The sequence below is a fragment of the Bacillus oleivorans genome (assembly GCF_900207585.1).
In the GTDB taxonomy this organism is placed as follows: Bacteria; Bacillota; Bacilli; order Bacillales; family JC228; genus Bacillus_BF; species Bacillus_BF oleivorans.
Genome location: NZ_OAOP01000007.1, coordinates 111567 through 136548, shown reverse-complemented (window position 1 = coordinate 136548; position 24982 = coordinate 111567). Strand labels below are relative to the sequence as shown.

The window sequence follows — 24982 nt, the reverse complement described above, 5'->3', positions numbered from 1 at the left end:
CTCCTCATCCCAAAATCCTTTTTCATATAATTCTATACATCCTTTTTCTCGGGCTGTTTTAATTTTTGTAGGGCCATTTGCGCAGCATGTTGTTCCGCCTCTTTTTTTGATCTGCCACTGCCAACACCTAATTCTTCACCATTTAATAAAACCTGTGAAACAAATTCACGGTTATGGGCTGGCCCTTTTTCTTCTACGATTTCATAGGTAAGATGACCAGTTCCTTCACGCTGGATATATTCTTGCAGCTGACTTTTAAAATCCATCACATGAGAAAAAGCACCCTCTTGAATCTTTGGAAACACCCATTTTTCTAGGAAAGCAAAAACTTGGTCTATACCCTGATCTAAATATAAAGAACCGATAAATGCTTCAAACACATCCGCAAGCAGCGCGGGTCTTTCTCTTCCTCCCGTCATTTCCTCGCCTTTTCCAAGTAATATCAGATCGCCAAAAGAAAGGGAGTTTGCAAATGCAACAAGGGAAGGTTCGCAAACAATCGCTGCCCGAAGCTTGGTTAACTGGCCTTCAGACATCGTTGGATATTGCAAATATAAAAATCTTGATACTGTCAGTTCTAATACTGCATCTCCTAGAAATTCAAGTCTCTCATTATCTTCAAATGGCTTTTTACGATGCTCATTCACATAGGATGAATGTGTAAAAGCTTGCCATAATAGCCTTTCATTGTGAAACTGAATCTTGATTCTTTCTTGAAATTGCTGAAACAAAGCCTGATGCTTTTTCCAATCTCGTTTTCCTCTGTTCATCTACGCGTCACCTAACCTGTCAAAAATACACACATCAACAGTTTATTCTAAAATGAAAGGAAGTTCAAAGCCTTTCTGAATCCTTCGTATAAAAGTTTTTACAGAATCAACCAGCATGAGGGTTTTTCTTGGGTTTTGATTATATGGGTTTTGTCCGTCATGCTGGTTATGATAGGCATTTCCATAGCTTGCTCGCCCGGTTTTGTCCGTCTACCGCTTTTGTGGACATATCCCATAGCCCACAGGCTTTCATCACCGTATCAATGACTTTTTCCCATTGCACCTGCTGTTTTGGTCATTTAGAACTCCCATAAAAGACGTTCCCTATGCTCATCTGCTTTTTTAGGTCATTTAGGATCCATATCAAGGACCTTTTCCACACTCACCTTCAATTTACCCACCTTTAGTGCACCCATCAAGGACTCTCCCAAAATCTCATCTTGTGATTCCGGTCCTTTACACCCCCGATTTCTTACCTGGGGATCGAATAGATCTTATAGCAAGGACTCATCCCCTGCTTGCCACCAATATTTTCTCCTCCAGAACTGCTATCCCAATTAATAAATCCATTTATGGCCCGCCATTCATACCCTCTTCCAAATCCAATAAATTGAAAAAACCCCCGCAAACACGGGAGCTTTCCTATTTGTTACATTTGGCTTTGTATGTAATTCACAGCGTCGCCAACTGTGACAATCTTTTCAGCATCATCGTCGGAAATTTCCATGTCGAACTCATCTTCAAGTTCCATTACAAGCTCAACAACATCAAGGGAATCTGCACCAAGATCATCCTTAAAAGAAGCCTCAAGCTTGACCTCAGAGGCATCAACTCCAAGACGGTCAACAATGATTTTTGTTACACGATCTAGTACGTCTGCCATCTTCCTTTCACCTCCCCTCAAGTTTGAATTTAGAAAGCGCTTTGCTAAAGCCCCGACAAGCACAAGACCGGCCAAGGCGGATAGATGGACATGTGTTCAATTAGTTAATATCTATCACATTACCATTCCACCGTCAACATGGAGTGTTTGTCCGGTCATATAGGCACTGTCATCTGATGCAAGAAACAAAACGGTTTTGGCAATATCCTCAGGATTTCCAAGCTTTCCTAGAGGAATTTGCTTCAGCATTTCAGCTTTTAGCTCATCACTGAGCTCCTCTGTCATGTCTGTCGTAATAAAACCAGGAGCAACTGCATTGACAGTGATTCCTCTCGATGCTAATTCTTTTGCAGCTGTTTTTGTTAAACCAATTACGCCCGCTTTTGCCGCGACATAATTGGCTTGTCCAGGATTGCCGCTTACGCCGACAATCGAGGAAATATTGATGATTCTCCCGCTTCTTTGTTTCATCATTGGACGTGTGACCGCTTTTGTGCAAAGAAATACGCCTTTTAAATTTGTGTTAATCACAGAGTCCCACTCTTCTTCCTTCATTCTCATCAGAAGATTGTCTCGGGTAATACCGGCATTATTGACTAAAATATCAATAGTGCCAAATTGATTCATCGTTTCTGTTATGATTCTTTGTACATCCTCAGTATTGGCTACATCTCCTTGAATCGCAAACGCCTGAACACCTAGCGCTTTAATTTCATCAACCACAGCATGTGCTTTTGCTTCACTTCCGGCAAAGTTTACGGCTACATTTGCCCCTTCTTTCGCCAGTTCGATCGCAATGGCTCTGCCAATTCCTCTTGATGCTCCTGTTACTAAGGCTGCTTTTCCTTTTAACCTCAACGGACTCCCTCCTTAATCACCTTTCAAACTTTCAGCAAGCTGCTGGAATGATTCTTCATCCTGAACGGCATAGGTTTTTACTTGTCTGTTTACCTTTTTAACCAAACCTGAAAGTACTTTTCCAGGTCCTATTTCAATAAACGTATCGACACCAAGATTAATCATGGTGCTAACAGAGTCTTCCCATAAAACCGGCGAATAGAGCTGTTCCACCAGCAGCCGAATCAGTTCGTCTTTTTCCTGCACTGGTTCTGCGTTTACATTGACAATTACAGGCACAGATGCATTTTTCCAGTTTAATTCTTGTAATACATTATGTAATTGTTCACTGGCTGGCTTCATTAGCGAAGAATGAAATGGTCCGCTTACTTCAAGAGGAATCACGCGTTTGGCACCGGCTTCTTTAGCCCGTTCTGAGCAAAGAGCAACTCCTTCTTTTGTTCCGGAAATAACAATCTGTCCGGGACAGTTTAAATTCGCAAGCTGCACAGAAGCTCCTTCGCTCGTCACTTGTTCCGTTATCTGTTTTAAAGGGTCACGCTCTAATCCTAAGACGGCTGACATCGCTCCTTTTCCGCTCGGAACAGCTTCTTCCATAAACAAGCCGCGCTGTCTGACCGCATAAACCCCGTCTTCAAACGACAGGGCTCCTGCAGCGACAAGAGCTGTATATTCTCCTAAAGAATGCCCTGCAACGAAATCAGGTTCGATCGTTAGTGCTTTTAATCTTTCAAGAATCGCGATACTTGTTGTTAAAAGAGCTGGTTGTGCATTGGCTGTTTTTGTTAATGTGGCTTGAGGCCCGTTAAAAATTAAATCTGACAATTTATAATCTAAGACCTCGTCCGCTTTGTCAAAATAGGCTTTAACCTGTTCATGGTTATCTGCAAGCTCTTTTCCCATTCCGGCGGTTTGCGAGCCTTGTCCTGGAAAAATAAAGGCGATTTTACCCATTTATTATCTCTCCCTTATCCTTGTTCTACCGATTGCCTGATAATAGAAGGAACATCCTTTTGCACCATTTCTCTCGTTTGTCTGATTGCATGGAAAAGGGCCGTTGCATCAGATGATCCATGTGCTTTAATTACAGGAGCATTTAACCCAAAGAGAGCGGCTCCTCCGTACTCTGAGTAATCTAATTTATCTTTTAATTGTTTGAATTCATTTTTTAAGAGCAGGGCTCCTAATTTTGATTTAGTCGAACTCATAAGCGAAGCTTTTAGCATTTTAAAAAGAGACAATGCTGTGCCTTCTACCGTTTTTAAAACGGAATTTCCAGTGAAACCATCAGTCACAACAACATCTGCTACTCCGTCGAGCAAATCACGGGCTTCTACGTTCCCTACAAAATGAAACGGAGCTTCCTTCATTAATGTAAATGCTGCCTTTGTCAGTTCATTGCCTTTTTGTTCTTCTGTCCCGATATTTAATAAACCAATCCTTGGTTTCTCAAGACCTCTAACTTCCTTTGCATAGACATGGCCCATCATCGCATATTGATAAAGATGTTCCGGCTTCGCATCCGCATTGGCGCCAACATCTAACAATAAAAAGCCTTTGCCATCCACAGTTGGAAGAGTTGGAGCTAAGGCCGGCCGGTCAATGCCAGCAATTCGGCCGACTACAAAAAGTCCGGCTGCCATCAATGCACCTGTGTTTCCAGCGGAAATACACGCATCTGCACGTCCTTCCTTCACTTCATTGGCAGCAAGCACCATGGAAGCATCCTTCTTCCTTCTGACTGCCCTCACTGGTTCATCGTGCGAAGAAATCACTTCAGTTGTATGTAAAATTTGCACTCGATCTGAAGCTTGTAAGATTGGATTAATCTTATCCTGATCTCCGGCTACTATAAAATCAACATCTGGAAATGCCGTTAACGCCTTATCTACGCCCTTTATGATTTCCTCAGGTGCATGGTCTCCCCCCATCGCATCAATGGCTATCTTCATGATGATCGACCCTTCCTTCATTATTTGAACGAAACATTTCAAATTCACCTTTAAAAACGAGCTCTTGCCCTACAAAGCTATTGACTTCAACAATGGTCCGGGCAATACTCATATCGGTTTTTTTGACCTTAGCTTTGGCAATAACCCGCTCATTTTCTTTGACTTGGCGAATGAATTGGATATTGGCTTTGGCTGTTAATGCCAGCTCATCATTGATAACCGCAACAGCCAATGAGTTGGCCTGTGCAAACAAATGGTGTCCCCGTGCAATTTGGTTTCTCTTAAATACATGTTCTTTTTGAACATCAAAAATACTGATTGCACTCTCGTCTAGCTGTATATCAATGATATCCCCTATTATCTCATCAATTGGCAGTGAACGAACTTCTTGATCCAGCTGTTTTTCTGCCACATTTCTAATCCTTTCCCTTAATTCGGGAATCGATAACTCCATCCTGTCTAAACGGATCGTTTGTACACTAACCAAATATTTTTCAGCCAGTTCTTCATCCGTTATAAAAGGATTTTCTTTTATCGTTTGTGAAAGCTGTTTTTGTCTCTCTTTTTTATTCATTTTCATAATATGATCTGACACCATCCGTACTATTATGACTAGGTACTAATAGTAGTATATAATTAAAAAAAGCAGATTGCAAGAAGAACTATTCTTCCTCGCAATCTACTTTTAATCGAAGGACTGGGCTTCAAAAGCACCAGATTCTATTAATTTTTGCCGAAGCTTCTGAAATTCAGGGGCTTCCCAAAATGCCCTTGACTGAATCATTTCAACCGCATCTTGCCGGGCAGTTTCGAGAGCACGATAATCATGGACCAGATCTGCATATTTAAACTCTGGCAGACCGCTTTGTTTTTTTCCGAAAAAATCCCCAGGACCGCGCAGTTCTAAATCTCTTTCACTTAGTTCAAAGCCATTGGAGGTTTCGGTCATAATTTTCATCCGCTCCTGACCCGTTTCTCCCTTTGGATCAGCCAGTAAGATACAATATGATTGATGATCCGAGCGGCCAACCCGGCCGCGGAGCTGGTGAAGCTGCGACAGACCAAATCTTTCTGCATCATAGATCAGCATAAAAGTCGCATTTGGTACATTAACACCGACTTCTACAACCGTCGTAGCAACGAGCACCTGGACCTCATTAGCCGTAAACGCCCTCATAACCTCATCTTTTTCCTCGCTTGATAATCTCCCATGCATCAGTCCGACCTTGTAACGGTTTTGGAAGTGCTGCTGGAGTACAGCATGAACATCAATCGCATTCTGAACATCTAATTTTTCGGATTCCTCAATAAGCGGACAGATACAATAGGCTTGTCTTCCCTTTTGCAGCTCCCGTTCCATTCCGATTAATACTCGATCCAATTGATCAGGCTTCGCCCAATAGGTTTTAATTTTCTTTCTGCCAGCAGGCATCTGGTCAATCGTTGATACATCCATTTCTCCAAATGCCGTAATCGCAAGCGTTCTAGGGATAGGCGTTGCCGTCATAAATAAAACATCAGGATGATAGCCTTTTTCCCTTAAAACCTTTCTTTGTTCCACGCCAAAGCGATGCTGCTCATCTGTAATAACGAGACCAAGGTTTTGGAATTCGACCTCATCTTGAATCAGGGCATGAGTTCCTATTACAATATCAATTTCACCATGTTTTAGCCGTTCTAATAATTCACGCCGTTTTTTTCCTTTAACAGAACTAGTTAACAACGCGAGATTTACTCCCATTGGATCTAATAATTCAAATAAAGAATTCGCGTGCTGCTCAGCTAAAATCTCAGTCGGCACCATGAGAGCTCCCTGTAATCCCGCAGTACTGACTGCAAACAGGGCTATCGCAGCAACAATCGTTTTACCAGAACCAACGTCTCCTTGAAGCAGGCGATTCATTCTTGCAGGGGCTTTAATATCTTTTAAAATCTCATTAACCACTTTGGTTTGCGCAGATGTTAGCTGAAAAGGGAGAGAACCAATAAATTCTTTGACTCTTTCATCAGAGTAAGAAACAGACGTCCCGCCTGACTGTTCCCTTTCAATTTTCCGCAAGGCCTGCATTTTTAATTGAAACAACAATAATTCCTCATAGACAAAGCGCCTTCTTGCTTGCTTTAAGTCGATCTCGTTCTGTGGCTGATGAAGCGCTTTGAATGCCCTCTTCCGATTGTAAAGCTTGTATTGCTTTAACATCGTCTCTGGGAGAATTTCTTCAATCTCGCTGCCAAATTGAATCAGAGCTTGTCCAATCCATTTCCGCATTTCATAAAGCTTGACATCACCCTTTAATGCATAGACCGGCTGGAAGGAATCGCCTTCTCTAGATACACCCATTTTCCATTCTTGCGCGGTTATCGTTTGCCGGTGCTGATCCCATTTCCCCGTTACGGTAATCAGCTGATTCACCTCGAGTTTTTTTTTCAGGTAGGGCTGATTAAAAAAAACTACTTTAATCAAGATATTCCCAGCCAAAAGCCGAACCAAGAGTCTCGATTTTCTTCTGCCAAAATACATCACCGAAGGTTCACTATGGATTTTCCCCTGTACCGTCACCCTTTCATCATGTCGAACATCTGTCAGGTTCCGCAAGCGGTAATCCTCATAACGGTAAGGCGGGTATTCAATTAAATCCTGAACGGTTAAAATACCCAGCTCATTAAGCTGGGCTTCAATCTTTTCGCCTATTCCCTTTACTTCGGTCACAGGAATGAGTAAATGATTAGTCACGGTTAGTGCGAGCGCTACCAAAGATTTTCGCTTCTAGCTCTTTTCCTGTTGGTGTCGCTGCCAATCCTCCTTGTGCAGTTTCTTTCAATGCATATGGCATCATTTGGCCAATTCTGAACATGGCATCAATCACTTCATCACACGGAATTCTGCTTGTAACACCTGCCAGTGCCATATCTGCAGCAACCATCGCATTGGCTGCACCCATGGCATTTCTTTTAACACATGGAACTTCCACCAAACCAGCCACCGGATCACAAACAAGACCAAGCATGTTTTTTAAAGTGATCGCCATCGCTTCTGCACACTGACTCGGTGTGCCCCCAGCCATTTCTACGATAGCTGCGGCAGCCATTCCGGATGCTGATCCAACTTCTGCTTGGCATCCTCCAGCAGCGCCTGATATCGACGCGTTATTCGCAACCACAAAACCAAACGCTCCAGATGTAAATAGAAAACGAACCATTTCTTCCCGCGTAGGGTTTAACTTCTCTTTTACAGCAAATAGTGTGCCCGGAACTACGCCTGCTGAACCTGCAGTCGGAGTTGCACAAATGACACCCATCGCAGCATTTACTTCATTGGTTGCAACCGCTTTGCTGACTGCGTCTAAAATAGTTGCCCCTGTTAATGTTTTTCCCTTTTTAATATATTCTTGAATAAGAACTGCATCGCCACCCGTAAGACCTGAATGGGACTTAACACCCTCTAGGCCTCTTTCAACGGAACGTTCCATCACTTCAAGATTCTTTTCCATTTGTTCTATAATTTCTTCACGAGATCTTCTCGTCACAAGCAATTCTTGTTCAATCATGATATCACTGATCTTTTTATTTTCAGATTCAGCGAGATTAACTAATTCAGCAACGTTTCTAAATAACAAGGTATGAACCCCCTTTTTTTCACTTAGTGAAAGTATAAAATTATGAGATGCACGCTATTTCCTTTTATGTGTTAGTCCACAATTCTAGTGACTTTCAAGACGTTGGGAAGCTTAGATATTTCATCAAGAACAGGGTCCTCTATGAATTGATCCACTTCAATCGTCATTAAGGCTAGCTTCCCTTTTTCTTTTCGTGAAACATCCATATGGCCAATATTGATTTCATGCCTTGCGAGAACATTAGATACGTTTGCAATCACACCGAATCGGTCATGATGCAAAACGATAATGGCGGGATCGTGCCCTGTTATTCTTAGGTCGAATCCATTTATTTCAGTAATCTCGATTTTGCCGCCGCCAATCGAAATTCCCACAATCTCTAATTCCCCTTCATCGTCCCCAAGATGGATTTTTGCTGTATTTGGATGATCCATGATTGCCTCTTCTTCGATAAACTTGATTTCCATCCCGTTATGCTCTGCTATTTTTATTGATTCAATAATCCGTTCATCAAAGGTATCGAAATCTAGCAATCCTCCTACAATCGCCACATCTGTTCCATGACCTTTATAGGTTTGAGCAAAAGATCCATATAAATAAATATTTACCCATTTAGGCTCACGGCCAAATAAACTTCTGGCCATTCTGCCGATTCTGGCAGCTCCAGCTGTATGTGAGCTAGATGGCCCTATCATAACAGGTCCAATGATATCAAAAACACTTTTGTATTTCATTCTTTCTCCCCCATTCCCCTGTAAGACTGATAAAGAAAACTCGTCGATTAGCGAGCCTTGCCAAAGACGAAGACAGAGACGCAGTTGCACTTATCACGCTCGAAACGCCACGTCCGGATGTATAGCCCGACTCATGTCTCCTGCCCGTCCGTACCTTATTCCTAAAAATTTTCACTCCGTCGAATTTACTTCTTTGCTAAAATTTTATACTTAAAGAACAAAACCAATTAATTCATTTCATTGTAACACGGTTATCCTACTATTATCATATTTTTTCAAACAAACGATAGTTCTGGTTTTACTGCATAATTCGTAAAATATCGTGAAAAATATCCCATTACAGACGGAATAGAAGGGCTTCCCCTTCTATTCTGTCTTTTATATATAGAATGTAAATTTCTGAACCTTGTTAGATGTCTAGCTCCATCGCGTGCGACGCTCGAGCGCTTCGCCTCCTCCTGCAGAAGCAAAAAAAAGCTTCTTCGCCGGAGGCTCCGGCACCAATCAGGCCTGTTCAAGGCGATTCCGCTTTTCTTATTCTATTGAAAAAATAAATGGATATAACGGCTGATTGCCCTGATGAACTTCAATTTCTACATCTTCAAAATGTTCTTCTGCAAACTGAACGACTTGGTCAACCTCTTCATCAGTTGCCTCTTCCCCAACTAGGATCGTTAAAATTTCAGAGTCCTCATCCATCATCTCTTTTAAAAGCTGAATGGCTGCTTCCTGTTTTTCGGAAGATTTTACTTTTATGCTTCCATCTGCAATCCCCATGAAATCTCCTGTCTTTAACTCAAGACCGTCGATGACTGTATCTCGGACTGAATGCGTCACTTGTCCAGTTTTTACGTGTTCTGTTGCTTCTTCCATATTGATCTTGTTTTCTTCCAATGAGACAGTAGGGTTGAAAGCAAGCAAAGCAGATAATCCTTGCGGAACAGTTTTGGTTTTAACGACTTCAACCGGAATATCAACAACCTCTGCCGCTTGTTCAGCGGCTAGGACGATGTTTTTATTATTTGGCAAAATGATTACTTGTTTTGCATTAACTTCTTGAATAGCTTTAACAATATCCTCGGTACTCGGGTTCATCGTTTGGCCGCCTTCAATAACGGCGTGTGCTCCAATACTTCTAAAGAGCTCAGAGATTCCAGATCCCATTGCCACTGTTACAATTCCGAAATCGATTTTTTCTTTTTTGGCTTCAGGCTTTGCTGGAGATGTTTGATTCCCAACAATATTTGAATGCTGCTCTCTCATATTTTCTATTTTAATATTGATAAGATTTCCATACCGCTGGGCATAAGATAATACTTCTCCAGGATGCTCAGCATGGACGTGAACCTTCACAATTTCATCATCTGCGATAACTAGAAGGGAATCCCCGTGGCGGCTTAGATCTAATCGGAATTGGTCTTCTTTAAACGGATGGGCTTTTACTTTATCCTCTTCAAAGCGCACCATGAATTCCGTACAATAACCAAATTCAATATCTTCAGTAGAAATATGGCTTTGAACACTTTTATGATGTTCGAGCTCTACCAATTCATTCATTGACGGTTCGACCGGCGTATCAGACAGCTTTTCGCCTTTAAGCTCTGCTAAGAAGCCTTCATACACATAAACAAGACCTTGACCGCCGCTGTCTACAACGCCAACTTCTTTTAAAACAGGCAGTAAATCAGGAGTGCGCGCTAATGAAGCTTTTGCTTCCTTGACTACTGCTTCCATAACTTTAATCAGGTCTGTTTCCGTTTTGGCTGTTTCGACTGCTTTTTTGGCAGCATCTTTTGCAACGGTAAGGATCGTTCCTTCAACAGGCTTCATAACCGCCTTGTAAGCGGTTTCTACACCAGCTTCAAGAGCATGCGAAAAATCTCGAGCAGTAATGGTTTCCTTCTGCTCAATCGCCTTAGAAAAGCCTCTGAATAATTGGGAAAGAATCACACCTGAATTCCCTCTTGCACCCATGAGTAAGCCTTTAGACAAAGCCTGACCTACTTTGCCAATATGTGCTTGGGTGTTATTTTTGACTTCTTTAGCGCCTGAAGTCATCGATAAATTCATGTTAGTCCCCGTATCCCCATCAGGTACCGGGAACACATTTAATGCATCAACTGCTTTAGCGTTTGTGGATAAATGATTTGCACCTTGCCTGATCATTTCAGCAAACCTTAATCCGTCTAACACCTTAATTGTCACAAAAACTTCCTCCTCACTACGGGTTCAAAACGCGCACACCTTGCACGAAGATATTAACGGAGTCGACTTCAAGTCCTACCGTTTTATTCAATGTATACTTCACCTTTGTTTGTACGTTATGTGCTACTTCCGAAATTTTAGTACCGTAGCTAACTATAATATACATATCAATATGTACTTGATCGCCTTCTTGTCTCACGACGATTCCCTTCGCGAAATTTTCCTTTTTTAAAATTTCTGCGATCCCATCTTTTAATTGCTTTTTAGAAGCCATTCCAACAATTCCATAGCAGTCAACTGCAGCTCCTCCTGCAATTGTAGCAATGACTTCGTTGGATATATCGATATGACCGTACTTCGTTTTTAACTCAATGGACATGTTTACGCCCCCTTCGTCATTACTGCTTGGTTACACTCATTTTACTATAATACCCAATGTAATAAAAGACAAATAAAGAAAACACGATATTATTGGGTTATAACATCATTTTCTATTTAGCCAATGAACTAGGTTATATGTCAAGTAATTTTTCTTTAAAGCTTCCTGTTGAAATGCCTGCACCATTGTGATAAATTATATTAGTATCTCCATACTGTGAAAAATTGAATGACTTGTACTCATGTCATCTTGATATAGGGAGGGAATAATTATGCCAAAAAAATGTGTAGTAACAGGTAAAAAGGCGAGCTTCGGCAATGCTCGTTCACATGCTATGAACGCAAACAAACGTAAATGGGGCGCGAATTTACAAAAGGTTCGTATCCTAGTTAACGGAAAACCTAAAAAGGTATATGTTTCTGCTCGTGCATTAAAATCAGGCAAAGTAGAACGCGTTTAATGCTTATAAGGTAAAACCCCCTCGCAAGTTTGCAAGGGGGTTTTTATTTTCTGATATTCATGCAGCAGACTTTATCGAACTTAAGGCCATATTTTATCAATGCCAACCCGATCTTTAATTTTTCTTGAAGGTTCCCAGCATTGCTCTAATGATTCCGCCAAGAAACTTCGGAAGCTTAATCGTGTAAAATTTCATGATAAGTCCCTCCTCATCAACTCGCACTTCAATTCCCTTACCCACATCTTATTCCAGTAATCACATTTGGGTACACATCCACCCAAATGTAAGAGGAATTTAATCCTTACTCCTTATCATCATTAATATGCCATTATTAAAAGAAAAAGTACCAATAGGTTCAATGAGTTCATTACTTATACATAATGTAGATCCAAAAGAAATATGCCTATTTTTTAGTTCATATTTAAATCCTATAAGTGTGAGAGAAAGAATATCTTCTGAGATTGGGATGAATGAAATATACGTAAAATCTGTTTGTTCGACCTGATAGGTTCCGGGTTTATACAATGAAATTTGATTCCATCGGTCCCTTATTTCCGTCTGGCACTGCGGAAGCTTCTCTAATATTTTTATAAGCAAATACATATTAGCGATTTGATGGTCTTGTCTTTTCCCGGTTGCTCCAAATATATAGAGGGAAGAAGGATTTTGTTGGATTGCCCAATTTAGGGCAAGCTCCATATCGGTTTCATCTTTTTCAGGTTGGGCCGTTTCGATATAACGTACATTTTGGTCAATTAGCTTCATTTCTTCCTCTTGGACAGAATCAAAATCCCCAACTGCTATTTCAGGAAAAATACCGTAATTAAATAAAGTTAACACACCCCGGTCTATTCCAATCCATTTTGTATCTTTTGGAAGATTCCTTAATTCTTCTTTTTCGGGAATATGATCAATCGGCCCGCCAGCCATGATCGCAAGCTTCAAAGGAGCCACCTCCCTTGTAATTTTTAACTAAACTCGTTTCGTAAACCTTTTTAATCTTAATACGAATTTGTGTCCATCGTAGGGGTGAATTCGGACAGATTTAATGAATTCAAGGTCAATCGAGTCCGAATCAAGCACGTATTCGGACAGGTTTACTCATTTCAAAGCCAGGCGTGTCCGAATCAAGCGCGTATTTGGACAGGTTTGATAAATTCAAAGCCAGCCGTGTCTGAATGAGCGGTTCTTCCGTTAAAATTTAATTATATAAAAACAACAATCATTATGATAACAGATTGATTTTAAAAATAGAAAAACATCAGCTAATGGCTGACGTTTCTCCTCGAATTGCATGAATGGCTGCTCGGCGATCGTTTGCCCCAAAAATGGCGGACCCTGCAACCAAAATAGTGGCACCCGCATCCCGGCACAGCTGGGCAGTCTCTTCGGTAATGCCGCCATCCACCTCAATATCCAGCTCTTTCCCGATTGAATGAGCCAGATCACGCAGTTTTTTAATTTTTGGCAAAACCTGATGGATAAATGGCTGTCCCCCAAACCCCGGATTAACTGTCATTAATAAGACAAAATCAACCTCATCGATTACATGCTGAATCATTTCGATAGGGGTTGCCGGATTTAAAACAACCCCGCTTTTTACGCCGAGTTGATTGATTGATTGGACTACCCTGTGAAGATGGGTACAAGTCTCGACATGCACGGAAATGGAATCAGCTCCGGCCCGAACAAATTGCTCTAAAAAGCTTTCTGGATGCTCGATCATGAGATGTACGTCTAATGGAAGCTTTGTAATCGGCTTAAGGGCTTCCACTACAAGAGGGCCCATTGTTATATTTGGAACAAAATGGCCATCCATGACATCCACATGAATCCAATCCGCTCCCAAGTTTTCCAGTGCTTTTACTTCTTCACCCAGCCTGGCAAAATCAGCTGAAAGAATCGAAGGAGCTACTTTGATCGCATTCATGGCTAGTACCTCGGCTTTCTATCTTTGATTTCCTGGTAAAAGGATAGGTAGTGCTGATATCGATAGGAAGGGATATCTCCTTGTTCAACCCCTAGCTTAACTGCACATTTTGGCTCATTCATATGATGGCAGCCTCTAAATTTACAGGATTCACTCGCTGACAAGAATTCTGGAAAGCATGATGAGAGCTCATCCAGTTCGATTTCATCAAACTCGAGCGAACTAAAACCTGGAGTGTCTGCTACGAACCCCTCCGCAATGGAAAGCAGTTCGACATGTCGGGTTGTATGCTTCCCTCTGCCTAAATGGGCAGAGATATCATTCGTTTTTAGTTCCAGTTTTGGATTAATCGCATTCAGAAGCGATGATTTTCCTACACCCGATTGTCCTGCCACCACACTTGTCTTCTCTTTTAAATAAGGGGTCAATTGATCTAGTCCTAATTTTTCTTTAGAAGATGTGACAATCCAATCATACCCTATTTTCCGGTAATCCTCTGCATATTGGTCAAGTTCTTGCTGGGTGCTTTTATCGACTAAATCGATTTTGGTAATACATATTACAGGATGAATCTGTTTTGATTCAATTAACACTAGGAACCGGTCCAGCAAAACAGAATTAAAACTTGGCTCTAAACATGAAAATGTAATTATAGCCTGATCCACATTTGAAATAGGAGGACGTACTAATTCATTTTTTCGTTCCTTCACATCTAAAATATAGCCCTCCAACTCATTTTCAGCCTGGAATTCGACCATATCACCAACTAAAGGAGTCACCTTATTCTTTCTAAACACTCCCCGACCCCTGCATTGATAGATTTTATCATCACTAGCGACATAATAAAATCCGCTTAACGCTTTCATGATCTTACCTTCAGGCATAGCATCACTCCTATTATTTTTATTCAGCCGGATACTCACGGGTTTCTTCTAAAATGACTTCATTATCTCTTCTAATTTGGTATACTGCTTTTCCTCCATACGGAATAAGTAAAGTAATCTTATGTGGCGTGTCTTTTGTAATTTCAAATTCTTCAGCGAGTTCCGTAATATTATGATTCATATCTTCGATATATATTTGCACAAGCTGCGGTTCATTGGTTTGATTTTCTTCGTCCACCTTATATGAAATCGTGACCTCAACCGTTTCTTCTTTAGGCGGAATTTCTTCTTTCCCTTTGGAAATTACTACATTTATTGTCGTACCCTTCTCAACCATTGTGCCTGGCTTTGGATCTTGTGAAATGACTTCCCCTTGTGGAATTTCATCATCAAACTCTTCTGTTATGTTTAAAATAAGCTCATGAGTATTGGCGTAGGTTGTAAGCTCTGTTTGAGAGTAGCCCGTGAAATCCTTTAATTCTATTTTTTCGGGACCTTTACTTACAGTAAAAAAAAGAATAGTTTCTCCAGGGATGACTTCTTCATCTGCACGAGGTTCCTGGTCAATGATGGTCCCTTCCAGCTGATCAGAAAATTCTTCGATAACCTCAATATCTTCATCTTCGAATCCTTTGTCCTCTAACACTTGACGAACACTTTCATATTGCTTTCCGACATAGTCTGGTAGCTTATAGGTTTCTTTTCCCAAACTCTCGTAAATAATAATCTCTGAACCTTTTTTCAACTTTGTACCAGCACGCGGATCGGTCTTAACAACTAAACCTTCCTCAATCGTTTCATCATGAATCTCCTCAGTTTCACCAATTTTAAAGCCCGCTGAAACAAGCTCATTCATAGCTTCACTGACGGTTTTTTCTGAGACTTCTGGAACCTCGATTAGATCGGGTGCTAACATTCCTGGGAGAATTGCATAGGCCAGCAAGCCCCCTACAAGTAAAAAGAATAAAGTAATACCAAGCACCCATGGCCATTTTTTCTTTTTCTTAACTGGCTCCTTTTGAGGATTTTGCGGACTCCGATCATTCCGGGGAATGGTTTCATCCATGTTAGTAATCTGTTTATTATTTTTTAAAATGGGAATTGCTTTCGTTGTTTCCCCGTCTTTAGGCACAATAAAAGGTTTTTCATTCATTCTGTCAGGGTCTAAAGCGGTTTTTAGATCATCCGCTAACTCTTCAGCCGATTCATACCGATGGAAAGGGTCTTTTGCTGTTGCCTTTAACACTATATTTTCCACACTTTGGGGAATATTCGGATTCAAACCCTTAACGGATGGTGTTTCATTTTGCAAATGTTTTAATGCAATCGAAACAGCTGATTCCCCTGAAAACGGCAGTCTTCCTGTCAGTAATTCAAACATCACAATCCCCAGAGAATATATATCCGATTTTTTATTGGCCATCCCGCCTCTTGCCTGCTCTGGAGACAGATAATGAACAGTTCCCAGTACTGAGTTTGTTTGGGTAATAGCCGTTGCACTTATAGCCATGGCAATGCCAAAGTCCGTTATTTTCACAACATCGTGTTTGTCTATTAATATATTTTGAGGCTTAATATCACGGTGAACAATATGATTCTGATGCGCATGGGCAATCGCAGAAGCTAATTGTTCCATAATTTCTATGACTTTATGAACTGATAATGGAGAATGCAGCTGAATATATTGCTTTAAGGTCATCCCTTCAACATATTCCATCACAATATAATAGATGTCGTCCTCTTCGCCTACGTCATAAATACTGACAATATTAGGATGAGCTAGACTCGTAGCTGACTGAGCTTCTCTATGAAAACGGCGTATAAAATTCTCATTATCTGAAAAGTCCATCCTCAAGATTTTAATGGCTACATCGCGATCTAAAATCATGTCATGAGCTAAATAAACATTAGCCATGCCTCCGCCGCCAATCATCTGGATGATTTTATAACGACCGCTTATTCGTTTTCCGATAATCATGATAGTTCCCCGCTCCGTAAGTCTTCTTCGTCATTTTTCACAATGATAATGGTTATATTGTCTTCCCCGCCGTTTTCATTAGCCAGTGTAATTAGCTGTTCAGCTTGCTCTTCCAGCATTTCGTGAGATTCCAGCGCCTGTTTTAAATTTAGATCGGACACCTTATCAGAAAGGCCGTCAGAACATAATAATAAATAATCACCTTGTTCAAAGGTAATTGTTTTCACATCTACGACTACCTTTTCTTCAGTTCCCAGAGATCTGAAAATTACATTTCTTCTTGGGTGATGTTCTGCATCCTGTTTGGAAATTTGCCCGGTCCGAACAAGTTCATTTACTAAGGAATGGTCTTCTGTAAACTGCGAGAAACCTAATTCATTGAATATATAACATCTGCTGTCACCGATGTTGGCTACAGTAGCAAAAGAGTCATTGCAAACTGCAGCAACCATTGTTGTCCCCATCCCTTGACACTCTTCATTCTGATTCGCGTGTTTATATAAATGCCTGTTTACGGTTTGAATGGCATCAATTAACCATTTTTCGGCTTCTTCAGGATGAGAATCAATGACTGACTCTTCCCAAAGTTCCCGCAGCCGCTGAACTGCCATTTTACTGGCTACATCACCTGCACGATGACCTCCCATCCCATCAGCTACTACAGCTAAAAGGAGGTTGTTCCCCGCTGCAAATACTCCCCCATTGTCTTCGTTATGAGGCCTTACACGTCCACGGTCCGTTTTAAATACCGCTTTCATCCCTTCACCTCGTCTCTTCTTTACGCTCCTTCGCTCGTAACTGTCCACATGCTGCGTCAATATCATGTCCTTGTTCTCTTCGAATGGTAACGTTGATTCCATGATTTTTTAGGACTTTTTCAAATTGAAAGATTTGTTCTTTCGGTGTTCGAACATAATTTCTTTCTGGTACATAGTTTACAGGAATTAAGTTAATATGACATTTAATTCCTTTAACTAATGCTGCTAATTCTTCAGCATGTTCAACCTGATCATTTTCTCCGCCAAATAGCCCATATTCAAAACTGACTCGTCTTCCGGTTTTATTAATATAATACTTAATTGCTTCCATCAAATCAGGCAATTTATAAGCACGATTGATTGGCATTAACTTAGACCTTAAGTCTGTATTAGGTGCGTGCAGAGAGATGGCAAAATTGATTTGTAAATTCTCATCTGCAAATTGATATATTTTGGGAATAATTCCTGAAGTAGAAACGGTTATATGTCTGGCACCAATGTTAAGTCCTTTATCCTCGTTAATGACCTTTAGGAAAGAGAGAAGAGACTCATAGTTATCAAATGGCTCGCCAATTCCCATCACCACAACATGACTTACCCGTTCATTCGTTGCATCTAAAGCTTTTTGCACCTTTAGAACCTGGGAAACAATTTCGCCAGCTTCGAGATTCCTTTTCAAGCCGCCTAACGTCGACGCACAAAACGTACAGCCAATGCGGCAGCCCACTTGAGTAGTGACACAGATTGAATTTCCGTATTCATGTCTCATTAAGACCGTTTCAATCGAATATCCATCCTGTAATTCAAATAAAAATTTAATCGTTCCATCCTTTGATGTCTGTTGGATAATCGTTTTTAAACTTGTCAACGTAAATGAAGCATGCAGCCTTTCTCTAAACGATTTAGGCAGATTCGTCATCTCATCGAAATCATCTACCCTTTTGAGATAAAGCCAATCGTATAATTGTTCGGCACGAAATGATTTTTCTCCTTGTTCTTGTACCCATATTTTTAGTTCATTAAAGGGAAGAGAATAAATCGATGGTTTTTCGGGCTTAGGATTGATTCCAGCCTTTTTCTTTTTTTCAACTGTTTGCTGTTCCATGGTCTCACCTTCTTCTAAATGCTGCTACAAAAAATCCATCTGTGTTCAATGTATGAGGGAGTAACTGAAGCTCGCCTTCTTTTACAAAAGGCTGGAATGCATCCGGAACTCTGCTTTTAACTGATTCATCTAGAACATAATCTGATTGACTTTGTAGAAATGCTCTTACTGTTTCGTGGTTTTCATCCATATCTATTGTACAAGTACTATAGACTAGAATACCATTTTGTTTTAAAAGTTGCGCAACTGCGTTTAAAATTTCTAATTGAACTTTTTGCAGCTGAAGGATATCTTTTTCTTCTTTTTCGTATTTCGCTTCTGGCTTTCGTTTCAGAACCCCAAATCCTGAACAAGGTGCATCCACTAAAATTCGATCAAATGTTTGATCGGCAAATCGATTTTGAATTTGCCTGCTATCCCCTTGCTCAGCCTCAACATTTTTTAATTGAAGCCGATTTACATTATCTTTGATTAGCTGTACTTTATGATCGTGGATATCAAAAGAATGAACCTTCCCTGTCTGATGAAGTTTTTCCGCAATATGGGTGGTTTTCCCGCCAGGTGCTGCACAGGCATCTAAAATAATCATATTGTCTTCTACGCCAAGAGCATACGCGGGCAGCATCGAACTTTCGTCCTGGATCGTGACATAGCCTTCTTGAAACAGAGTACTTTTTACAATGGACCCTTTGACCATACGGATCGCTTCTTTTAGCAGCGGGCTTGGTTCAGCCGCAAAGCCTTCTTCTTTCAGTTTTTGAAGAGCATCTTCACGGGAAACCCGATTAAGGTTAACCCGTGCCGTTTGAACAGGAGCCATTAAATTTTCCCGGCACATTTTCTCGGTTTCTTCCATCCCCCACTGAGCAATCCATCTTTTCACAAGCCATACCGGATGACTTGTTTCAATCGCGAGTCTCTGTACAGGGTCTTCAATACTTTTGATATCCCTGATCCCTTCCCGTCCAACCGATCGCAAAACCCCGTTTACAAATCCTGCAATGGATTTGTTTCCTCTTTTCTTTGCAATTTCAACTGCTTCATAAATTGCAGCTCTTTCCGGAATCTTATCTAAAAAGACAATCTGGTACAAAGTTAGACGCAGGAGCCAGCGGACCCAGCCTTTCACTTTTTTCCCTTTAATAAAAGGTTCTAAAAAGAAGTCTAAGCTTAATTTCCGCTGGAGCGTCCCATATAAAATTTCGGTAAGCAATGCTTTATCTTTCGCTGAATAGTCGCCTTTGTCTAATTCCCGCTGCAGCACAATATTACTGTAAGCTTGTTCTTTATCAATAGTTGTCAGCAGATTTAAACAAGCGAAACGAACATTCGGTTTAGTCATGTTCTCTTCCTAGCCTCATTCCGATTGCTAATTTATCCGCGATTCCTCTTAAAAATTCAGATGCAGACATTCTCTTTTTACCAGAAACTTGCAGTTCTGTTATCCTAATTGCGGTTTCATTTCCTGTTTTCACAACAATTCCATTTGCTTCGATTGCTAAGATAGTCCCTGAATGATCATTGGATTCCAAGTTATGTACTTTTTCTCCCCACCATATTTTCCAGACTTCTCCGTGAAAAATTGTAAATGCCACAGGCCATGGATAGAGACCGCGGATATGGTTATAGATGTCTTCCCCAGACCGGCTCCAGTCAATCTCTTCTTGCTCTCGTTTTATATTAGGAGCAAATGTCGCTTTTGTATGGTCTTGAGGAGTCACCTCTGCCGTCCTATTTATAATAGAAGGAATCGTTTCAGCTAAAAGGTTAGCACCTGCCTCACTTAATTTATCGTGAAGGGTCCCGACATGGTCAGTCTCTAAAATTGGCACTTCTATCTTTGCAATCATATCACCGGCATCCAGTTTTTCAGCCATATACATAATGGTTACACCGGTTTTTTCTTTACCCTGCAATATCGCATAATGAATCGGTGCTCCGCCTCTTAACTCTGGAAGTAAAGAAGCATGTACATTGATACAGCCATATGAAGGATATTCGAGGACTTCATTTGGGACGATTTGGCCATATGCTGCCGTTACAATTAAATCAGGTTCAAGGTTTAAAATATCGTGATACTCTGCCCGTATTTTTTCTGGCTGGTAGACCGGTATCCCATGCTTCTCTGCAGCGATTTTTACAGGAGGTGGAGTTAACACTTTTTTACGGCCAACTGGCCGGTCTGGCTGGGTAACCACGCCAACTACCTGATAATTGTGTTCCAGTAACTTTTCTAAAACTGGCACAGAAAAATCTGGTGTCCCCATAAAAACGATTCTAGTCATTCGTTACCCTCCTCTACTAACTCTTCTAACTCTTCTTCCTTCACATACCGAACGACTTTCGATGTAAAAAGAATCCCTTGAAGATGGTCGATTTCATGCTGGATCGCTCTTGCTACAAAGCCTGAAGCATTCAAATCAAATGGACGTCCTTTTACATCAACAGCCTTTACTTTTATCGATTCAGATCGGAGTACTTCTCCATATACTGAAGGAATACTTAGACAGCCCTCGACTCCCAGTTCTTCTCCAGTTTGGTCGTAGATTTCAGGATTTATAAGTACGATTGGCCCTATTTCTTCATCAGCATCTACGACAGCTATTTGTTCTAATACACCGATTTGCGGACCTGCCAGGCCAACTCCATCGGCTTCATACATCGTATCAAACATATTTCGGATTAATCGTTGCAGCTTTGAATCAAATTTATCTACCCGTTTACATTTCTGCTCAAGTAACGGGTTTGGATGCATGATAATCGGTTTGACAGTCAAAAATTGTTCACCTACTTCTACATAAGTACATAAGGCTGTACGTCTACTGATACATACACCCCATTTTTTCGTGTATCTTCCTGAAATTGATGCACTATTTTCTTTAAATGATACATAAGTTCTGGTTCCCGTTTGTATTTTATCAGACATTGATATCGATATCTATTATTGATCCTGGCAATAGGAGAAGCCACAGGACCTAAGATAATACTCGAGGAGCTTAAATGTTTTTGTAAATAATGTGAGATATTTTCAGCAATACTTGCCGTTTTTAATACATCTTCATGACTAATATGGATAAGTGCTAAATAATAAAATGGAGGATATTGAAACTGCTTCCTTGTCATCATTTCTCTTTGATAAAACTCCAGAAAGTCCTGTTTTCCGCTCAAAAGGATACTATAGTGCTCAGGCGTGTACGTTTGAATAATCACTTCTCCTGGCTTGTCATGCCGGCCCGCCCTGCCGCTTACTTGGGTAAGAAGCTGAAATGTTCTTTCGGATGCGCGGAAGTCTGGAAGATGAAGCATCGTATCAGCCGTTAACACACCCACCAATGTAATATTCGGAAAATCAAGTCCCTTAGCAATCATCTGAGTTCCTAATAATATATCTGCTTCTCCCCGTTCAAATGCCGATAACAATTTTTCATGTGCCCCTTTTCTCCCGGTTGTATCGACATCCATTCGGATTACTCTGGCCTCAGGAAACAATCGTCCCAATTCCTCTTCTACCTTTTGCGTACCGGTACCAAAATAGCGGATATGTTTGCTTGAGCATTCTGGACAGGTAGCCGGCACATGGGAATGGTAGCCGCAGTAATGGCATTTCATGTCGGATGTAGCGCGATGATAAGTCATTGATAAATCACAATACGGGCAATTCATGACGTATCCGCAATCACGGCACATGACAAATGAAGAATACCCTCTTTTATTTAAAAATAAGACCGTTTGCTCATGTTTATCTAAACGGTCTTGCAGAAGCTCTACCAGTTTTTTTGAAAACATCGAGCGATTCCCATCCCGCAATTCATTGCGCATATCAACAATCTCAACTGAAGGAAGATCGCGATTGTTCATGCGTTTGGTGAGCTGCAATAAGGTATACACCCCTTTTTGCGCTCTTGCAAACGATTCGAGTGATGGTGTCGCACTTCCTAAAATAATGGGGCATTGATGATAAGCTCCGCGTTTTTTTGCTACATCCCTTGCATGATAACGAGGATTTTCCTCCTGTTTATAACTGCTTTCATGCTCCTCATCAATAATAATGACACCGAGATTGTCAAAAGGTGCAAAGATCGCGGATCGTGCGCCTACTGCTACTTTTACTTCTTTTCTATGAATCTTTCTCCACTCATCATATTTTTCGCCAATCGAAAGTCCGCTATGTAAAACAGCGACCTGATCGCCAAACCGCCCCTTAAACCGGGCGACAATCTGGGGAGTTAAGGAAATTTCAGGAACGAGGACGATTGCCTCTTTTCCTTGTTTTAATACCTCCTGAATCGTTTGCAAATAGACTTCTGTCTTTCCGCTCCCAGTTACCCCATATAATAGAAACGTTTCAAATTTATTCTCCTCTACAGCCTGGAGAATCGGTGCAATCGCTGCTTGCTGTTCATCTGTTAAAGGTAAAGGTTCAGTCGGTTCAAATGTTTTATGTTCGAATGGGTCCCGATATACTTCAACACTTTGTTCTTCGAGAACGTCTTTTTCTACTAAAGAACGAATCGATTGTGAACTGAATCCGTATTCTTTTAATTCCTGCAGCGTAACACTTTCATTACGGGTCAGAAAAAATTGAAGCAATTCTTTTTGTTTGCTCGCTTGAGGGGGCAAAGTAATAATCAGTTCCTGCAGCTTTTCTTTACCTGCTTTGGAACGGATCATTTTCACTTTCTTTTTCCTATTTTTTTCTTTTACTTCATACACGATATCAAGCTCATGCGTTTTAGCTTTTTTTTGGAGCAAGGGAACTATGTTTAATTCCATCGCTCTTTCCCAGCTTGCTTCCTTCCGATTCTTAAAAAGCTCCTGCAGCTCTTCCGGGATCTCCATCTCGTTGTACACGATCTTTTTTTGATACTTGGCTTTCATTGCTGCGGGAAGCATTGCCTGTAACGCTGCAACCTGAAAACAAAGGGTTTCCTCTGATAACCAGGCAGCTAATTGAAGAAGTTCCGGTGTAAAGACTGGCGTCAGGTCAAGGGGTTCTTCAATACTTTTTAGTTTAGTAGATAAATTTTCGTCTTCTTCTGTTAAAGTTTCTACCACAATTCCTTGAATCTTTCTTGGTCCAAATGGGACAACGACCCTGATTCCTGGAACGATCAGGTCTACCCATACTTCTGGGAATCGATAGGAAAATGTATGGTCTGTTTGAGCAGCTGGGACGTCGACAATGACCTTCGCTACTTTCACTTGGATCACCTACCTTTTAAGAGCTCTATCACTTTCTCCAATATCTTCTGAGCCACTTTGTTTTTAGAAAGAATCGGCAGGGACTCTCTGTGGCCATTCGAATCTAGCAGAGTTACAATGTTTGTATCCCCTTCAAACCCTGCTCCTGTTTCCGTGACATCATTAGCTACGATCAAATCAAGGTTCTTTTCCTTTAATTTTTTCATTGCATATACTTCTACATCGTTGGTTTCAGCTGCAAAACCAACGAGGATTTGATGGGTTTTCATTTTTCCTAACTCTTTTAAAATATCCTTTGTTTTTTCAAGCGTAAAGGTAAGGATGCTTTCCTGCTTCTTAAGTTTCTGATCAAACACTGTGGATGGCCGGTAATCAGCTACTGCCGCACTCTTGATTACTACATCTTGTTCCGCAAATCTCGCTATTACCGCGTTGTACATTTCTTCGGCAGACTCTACTCTAACCAGGTTCACTTTTTCCGGGACTGGCAGACTGACTGGACCAGATACTAAGGTTACCTCTGCACCTAATCGGGAAGCTTCCTCTGCAATCGAATAGCCCATTTTCCCGCTGGACCGATTCGTTAAGTAACGTACGGGATCGATCAATTCTTTCGTTGGACCAGCGGTTACCAAAATCTTTCTTCCTTTTAAAGGTAAGTCTTTTTGAGCCTCGCCTAATAGTGCGGCTTTAATTTTTTCTACAATTTCTTCAGGTTCTGCCAATCTGCCTTTTCCGACATATCCGCACGCCAAATAGCCTTCATTTGGTTCCACAAAGGAATAGCCATAGTCTTTAAGGATTTCCATATTCCTTCGAACGGCAGGATGTTCATACATATGTACATTCATCGCCGGTGCAATCCAAACCGGTGCGGTGGAAGCAAGAAGCGTAGTTGTTAACATATCATCAGCGATTCCATTTGCAATCTTTCCGATTACGTTTGCGGTTGCCGGAGCCACCACGATAAGATCTGCCCATTCTGCTAAGTCAATATGAGAAATAACCTGAGGGTCTTTTTCGGCAAACGTATCTGTATAAACGGCCTGTCTGGAAAGTGCCTGAAAGGTAAGAGGCGTTACAAATTCCTGGGCACTCTTCGTCATAATGACCCTTACATTAAAACCAGCCTGGGTCAGCTTACTCGTCAAAGCAGCACCTTTGTAAACCGCTATTCCGCCTGAAACACATAAGAGAATATTCTTTTTTATCATCTTGACTACCCCTTTAGGAAAGAATGAAAGGGGTCTGATCCCACAAGTCAAAA

At 41.0% G+C, this 24982-nt stretch carries 24 protein-coding genes; 1 reads left to right on the top strand and 23 read right to left on the bottom strand.

The genetic code is table 11. The features are described from left to right. Positions 1–32: 32 nt before the first annotated feature. The 11 genes from rnc to CRO56_RS15560 all read right to left on the bottom strand — a co-directional run bounded on the left by rnc (position 33) and on the right by CRO56_RS15560 (position 11398). Positions 33–770, bottom strand: a complete 738-nt coding sequence (rnc, locus tag CRO56_RS15610) for a ribonuclease III (protein WP_097159557.1) — start codon at positions 768–770, stop codon at positions 33–35. 649 nt (positions 771–1419) lie between these two features. After that, positions 1420–1653 carry an acyl carrier protein gene (locus CRO56_RS15605; RefSeq protein ID WP_097159556.1) on the bottom strand — a complete coding sequence of 78 codons (234 nt, stop codon included), beginning with the start codon at positions 1651–1653 and terminating at the stop codon, positions 1420–1422. Between the two features lie 114 nt (positions 1654–1767). Further along, complete coding sequence (gene fabG / locus CRO56_RS15600; RefSeq protein ID WP_097159555.1) at positions 1768–2511, bottom strand: 3-oxoacyl-[acyl-carrier-protein] reductase; 744 nt, start codon at positions 2509–2511, stop codon at positions 1768–1770. A 12-nt stretch (positions 2512–2523) separates the two neighbouring features. Then, on the bottom strand, positions 2524–3465 hold the full coding sequence (gene fabD, locus CRO56_RS15595; protein WP_097159554.1) for an ACP S-malonyltransferase: 942 nt from the start codon (positions 3463–3465) through the stop codon (positions 2524–2526). Positions 3466–3479: 14 nt separating this feature from the next. Continuing rightward, the gene (gene plsX / locus CRO56_RS15590) at positions 3480–4463 is read right to left on the bottom strand and encodes a phosphate acyltransferase PlsX (protein WP_097159553.1); all 984 of its coding nucleotides are present in this window, start codon (positions 4461–4463) and stop codon (positions 3480–3482) included. Continuing rightward, positions 4447–5043, bottom strand: coding sequence for a transcription factor FapR (gene fapR, locus CRO56_RS15585; protein ID WP_097159552.1), 597 nt, complete (start codon positions 5041–5043; stop codon positions 4447–4449). The genes plsX and fapR overlap by 17 nt, the downstream gene beginning before the upstream one ends. A gap of 105 nt (positions 5044–5148) precedes the next feature. Continuing rightward, a complete protein-coding gene (recG, locus tag CRO56_RS15580; RefSeq protein ID WP_097159551.1) occupies positions 5149–7197 on the bottom strand; it encodes an ATP-dependent DNA helicase RecG in 2049 nt (682 codons plus the stop codon). Beyond that, positions 7190–8080, bottom strand: coding sequence for an L-serine ammonia-lyase, iron-sulfur-dependent, subunit alpha (gene sdaAA / locus CRO56_RS15575; protein ID WP_097159550.1), 891 nt, complete (start codon positions 8078–8080; stop codon positions 7190–7192). Before sdaAA ends, recG begins: the two co-directional genes overlap by 8 nt. A gap of 71 nt (positions 8081–8151) precedes the next feature. Beyond that, entirely contained in the window at positions 8152–8814 is a 663-nt protein-coding gene (sdaAB, locus tag CRO56_RS15570) for an L-serine ammonia-lyase, iron-sulfur-dependent subunit beta (RefSeq protein WP_097159549.1), read from the bottom strand. Positions 8815–9348: 534 nt separating this feature from the next. Next, positions 9349–11019 (bottom strand): DAK2 domain-containing protein, encoded by a 1671-nt coding sequence (locus CRO56_RS15565; protein WP_097159548.1) that lies wholly within the window; start codon positions 11017–11019, stop codon positions 9349–9351. 16 nt (positions 11020–11035) lie between these two features. Then, on the bottom strand, positions 11036–11398 hold the full coding sequence (locus CRO56_RS15560; protein WP_097159547.1) for an Asp23/Gls24 family envelope stress response protein: 363 nt from the start codon (positions 11396–11398) through the stop codon (positions 11036–11038). A 271-nt stretch (positions 11399–11669) separates the two neighbouring features. Here CRO56_RS15560 and rpmB point away from each other — a divergent pair, with 271 nt between their 5' ends. Further along, on the top strand, positions 11670–11858 hold the full coding sequence (gene rpmB, locus CRO56_RS15555; protein ID WP_097159546.1) for a 50S ribosomal protein L28: 189 nt from the start codon (positions 11670–11672) through the stop codon (positions 11856–11858). A 114-nt stretch (positions 11859–11972) separates the two neighbouring features. Here rpmB and spoVM read toward each other — a convergent pair whose 3' ends face one another. The 12 genes from spoVM to coaBC all read right to left on the bottom strand — a co-directional run bounded on the left by spoVM (position 11973) and on the right by coaBC (position 24929). Next, on the bottom strand, positions 11973–12053 hold the full coding sequence (spoVM, locus tag CRO56_RS15550; protein ID WP_097159545.1) for a stage V sporulation protein SpoVM: 81 nt from the start codon (positions 12051–12053) through the stop codon (positions 11973–11975). Positions 12054–12152: 99 nt separating this feature from the next. Then, positions 12153–12803 carry a thiamine diphosphokinase gene (locus CRO56_RS15545; RefSeq protein ID WP_097159544.1) on the bottom strand — a complete coding sequence of 217 codons (651 nt, stop codon included), beginning with the start codon at positions 12801–12803 and terminating at the stop codon, positions 12153–12155. Positions 12804–13119: 316 nt separating this feature from the next. Next, positions 13120–13788 carry a ribulose-phosphate 3-epimerase gene (rpe, locus tag CRO56_RS15540; protein ID WP_097159543.1) on the bottom strand — a complete coding sequence of 223 codons (669 nt, stop codon included), beginning with the start codon at positions 13786–13788 and terminating at the stop codon, positions 13120–13122. A 2-nt stretch (positions 13789–13790) separates the two neighbouring features. Next, the gene (gene rsgA / locus CRO56_RS15535; protein WP_097159542.1) at positions 13791–14672 is read right to left on the bottom strand and encodes a ribosome small subunit-dependent GTPase A; all 882 of its coding nucleotides are present in this window, start codon (positions 14670–14672) and stop codon (positions 13791–13793) included. A gap of 19 nt (positions 14673–14691) precedes the next feature. Further along, positions 14692–16650, bottom strand: a complete 1959-nt coding sequence (pknB, locus tag CRO56_RS15530) for a Stk1 family PASTA domain-containing Ser/Thr kinase (RefSeq protein WP_097159541.1) — start codon at positions 16648–16650, stop codon at positions 14692–14694. Next, positions 16647–17408 carry a Stp1/IreP family PP2C-type Ser/Thr phosphatase gene (locus CRO56_RS15525; protein WP_097159540.1) on the bottom strand — a complete coding sequence of 254 codons (762 nt, stop codon included), beginning with the start codon at positions 17406–17408 and terminating at the stop codon, positions 16647–16649. Before CRO56_RS15525 ends, pknB begins: the two co-directional genes overlap by 4 nt. A 4-nt stretch (positions 17409–17412) precedes the next feature. Continuing rightward, a complete protein-coding gene (gene rlmN / locus CRO56_RS15520; RefSeq protein ID WP_097159539.1) occupies positions 17413–18513 on the bottom strand; it encodes a dual-specificity RNA methyltransferase RlmN in 1101 nt (366 codons plus the stop codon). Between the two features lie 4 nt (positions 18514–18517). After that, positions 18518–19855, bottom strand: a complete 1338-nt coding sequence (gene rsmB / locus CRO56_RS15515) for a 16S rRNA (cytosine(967)-C(5))-methyltransferase RsmB (protein WP_097159538.1) — start codon at positions 19853–19855, stop codon at positions 18518–18520. Next, complete coding sequence (gene fmt, locus CRO56_RS15510; protein WP_097159537.1) at positions 19848–20798, bottom strand: methionyl-tRNA formyltransferase; 951 nt, start codon at positions 20796–20798, stop codon at positions 19848–19850. The genes rsmB and fmt overlap by 8 nt, the downstream gene beginning before the upstream one ends. Continuing rightward, positions 20795–21289, bottom strand: coding sequence for a peptide deformylase (gene def, locus CRO56_RS15505; protein ID WP_097159536.1), 495 nt, complete (start codon positions 21287–21289; stop codon positions 20795–20797). Before def ends, fmt begins: the two co-directional genes overlap by 4 nt. A gap of 17 nt (positions 21290–21306) precedes the next feature. Then, positions 21307–23715 (bottom strand): primosomal protein N', encoded by a 2409-nt coding sequence (gene priA, locus CRO56_RS15500; RefSeq protein WP_097159535.1) that lies wholly within the window; start codon positions 23713–23715, stop codon positions 21307–21309. 5 nt (positions 23716–23720) lie between these two features. Further along, entirely contained in the window at positions 23721–24929 is a 1209-nt protein-coding gene (gene coaBC / locus CRO56_RS15495; RefSeq protein ID WP_097159534.1) for a bifunctional phosphopantothenoylcysteine decarboxylase/phosphopantothenate--cysteine ligase CoaBC, read from the bottom strand. Between the last annotated feature and the right edge of the window lie 53 nt (positions 24930–24982).

What these genes read in the sequence shown, in the direction of transcription:
- rlmN (WP_097159539.1), bottom strand. Translation starts at nt 18,513, where the DNA reads ATGGAACAGCAAACAGTTGAAAAAAAGAAAAAGGCTGGAATCAATCCT.
- CRO56_RS15525 (WP_097159540.1), bottom strand. Translation starts at nt 17,408, where the DNA reads ATGAAAGCGGTATTTAAAACGGACCGTGGACGTGTAAGGCCTCATAAC.
- fmt (WP_097159537.1), bottom strand. Translation starts at nt 20,798, where the DNA reads ATGACTAGAATCGTTTTTATGGGGACACCAGATTTTTCTGTGCCAGTT.
- plsX (WP_097159553.1), bottom strand. Translation starts at nt 4,463, where the DNA reads ATGAAGATAGCCATTGATGCGATGGGGGGAGACCATGCACCTGAGGAA.
- rpe (WP_097159543.1), bottom strand. Translation starts at nt 13,788, where the DNA reads ATGAATGCGATCAAAGTAGCTCCTTCGATTCTTTCAGCTGATTTTGCC.
- coaBC (WP_097159534.1), bottom strand. Translation starts at nt 24,929, where the DNA reads ATGATAAAAAAGAATATTCTCTTATGTGTTTCAGGCGGAATAGCGGTT.
- fapR (WP_097159552.1), bottom strand. Translation starts at nt 5,043, where the DNA reads ATGAAAATGAATAAAAAAGAGAGACAAAAACAGCTTTCACAAACGATA.
- sdaAB (WP_097159549.1), bottom strand. Translation starts at nt 8,814, where the DNA reads ATGAAATACAAAAGTGTTTTTGATATCATTGGACCTGTTATGATAGGG.
- rsmB (WP_097159538.1), bottom strand. Translation starts at nt 19,855, where the DNA reads ATGACTAAACCGAATGTTCGTTTCGCTTGTTTAAATCTGCTGACAACT.
- CRO56_RS15605 (WP_097159556.1), bottom strand. Translation starts at nt 1,653, where the DNA reads ATGGCAGACGTACTAGATCGTGTAACAAAAATCATTGTTGACCGTCTT.
- CRO56_RS15560 (WP_097159547.1), bottom strand. Translation starts at nt 11,398, where the DNA reads ATGTCCATTGAGTTAAAAACGAAGTACGGTCATATCGATATATCCAAC.
- spoVM (WP_097159545.1), bottom strand. Translation starts at nt 12,053, where the DNA reads ATGAAATTTTACACGATTAAGCTTCCGAAGTTTCTTGGCGGAATCATT.
- rsgA (WP_097159542.1), bottom strand. Translation starts at nt 14,672, where the DNA reads ATGCCTGAAGGTAAGATCATGAAAGCGTTAAGCGGATTTTATTATGTC.
- pknB (WP_097159541.1), bottom strand. Translation starts at nt 16,650, where the DNA reads ATGATTATCGGAAAACGAATAAGCGGTCGTTATAAAATCATCCAGATG.
- rnc (WP_097159557.1), bottom strand. Translation starts at nt 770, where the DNA reads ATGAACAGAGGAAAACGAGATTGGAAAAAGCATCAGGCTTTGTTTCAG.
- fabD (WP_097159554.1), bottom strand. Translation starts at nt 3,465, where the DNA reads ATGGGTAAAATCGCCTTTATTTTTCCAGGACAAGGCTCGCAAACCGCC.
- rpmB (WP_097159546.1), top strand. Translation starts at nt 11,670, where the DNA reads ATGCCAAAAAAATGTGTAGTAACAGGTAAAAAGGCGAGCTTCGGCAAT.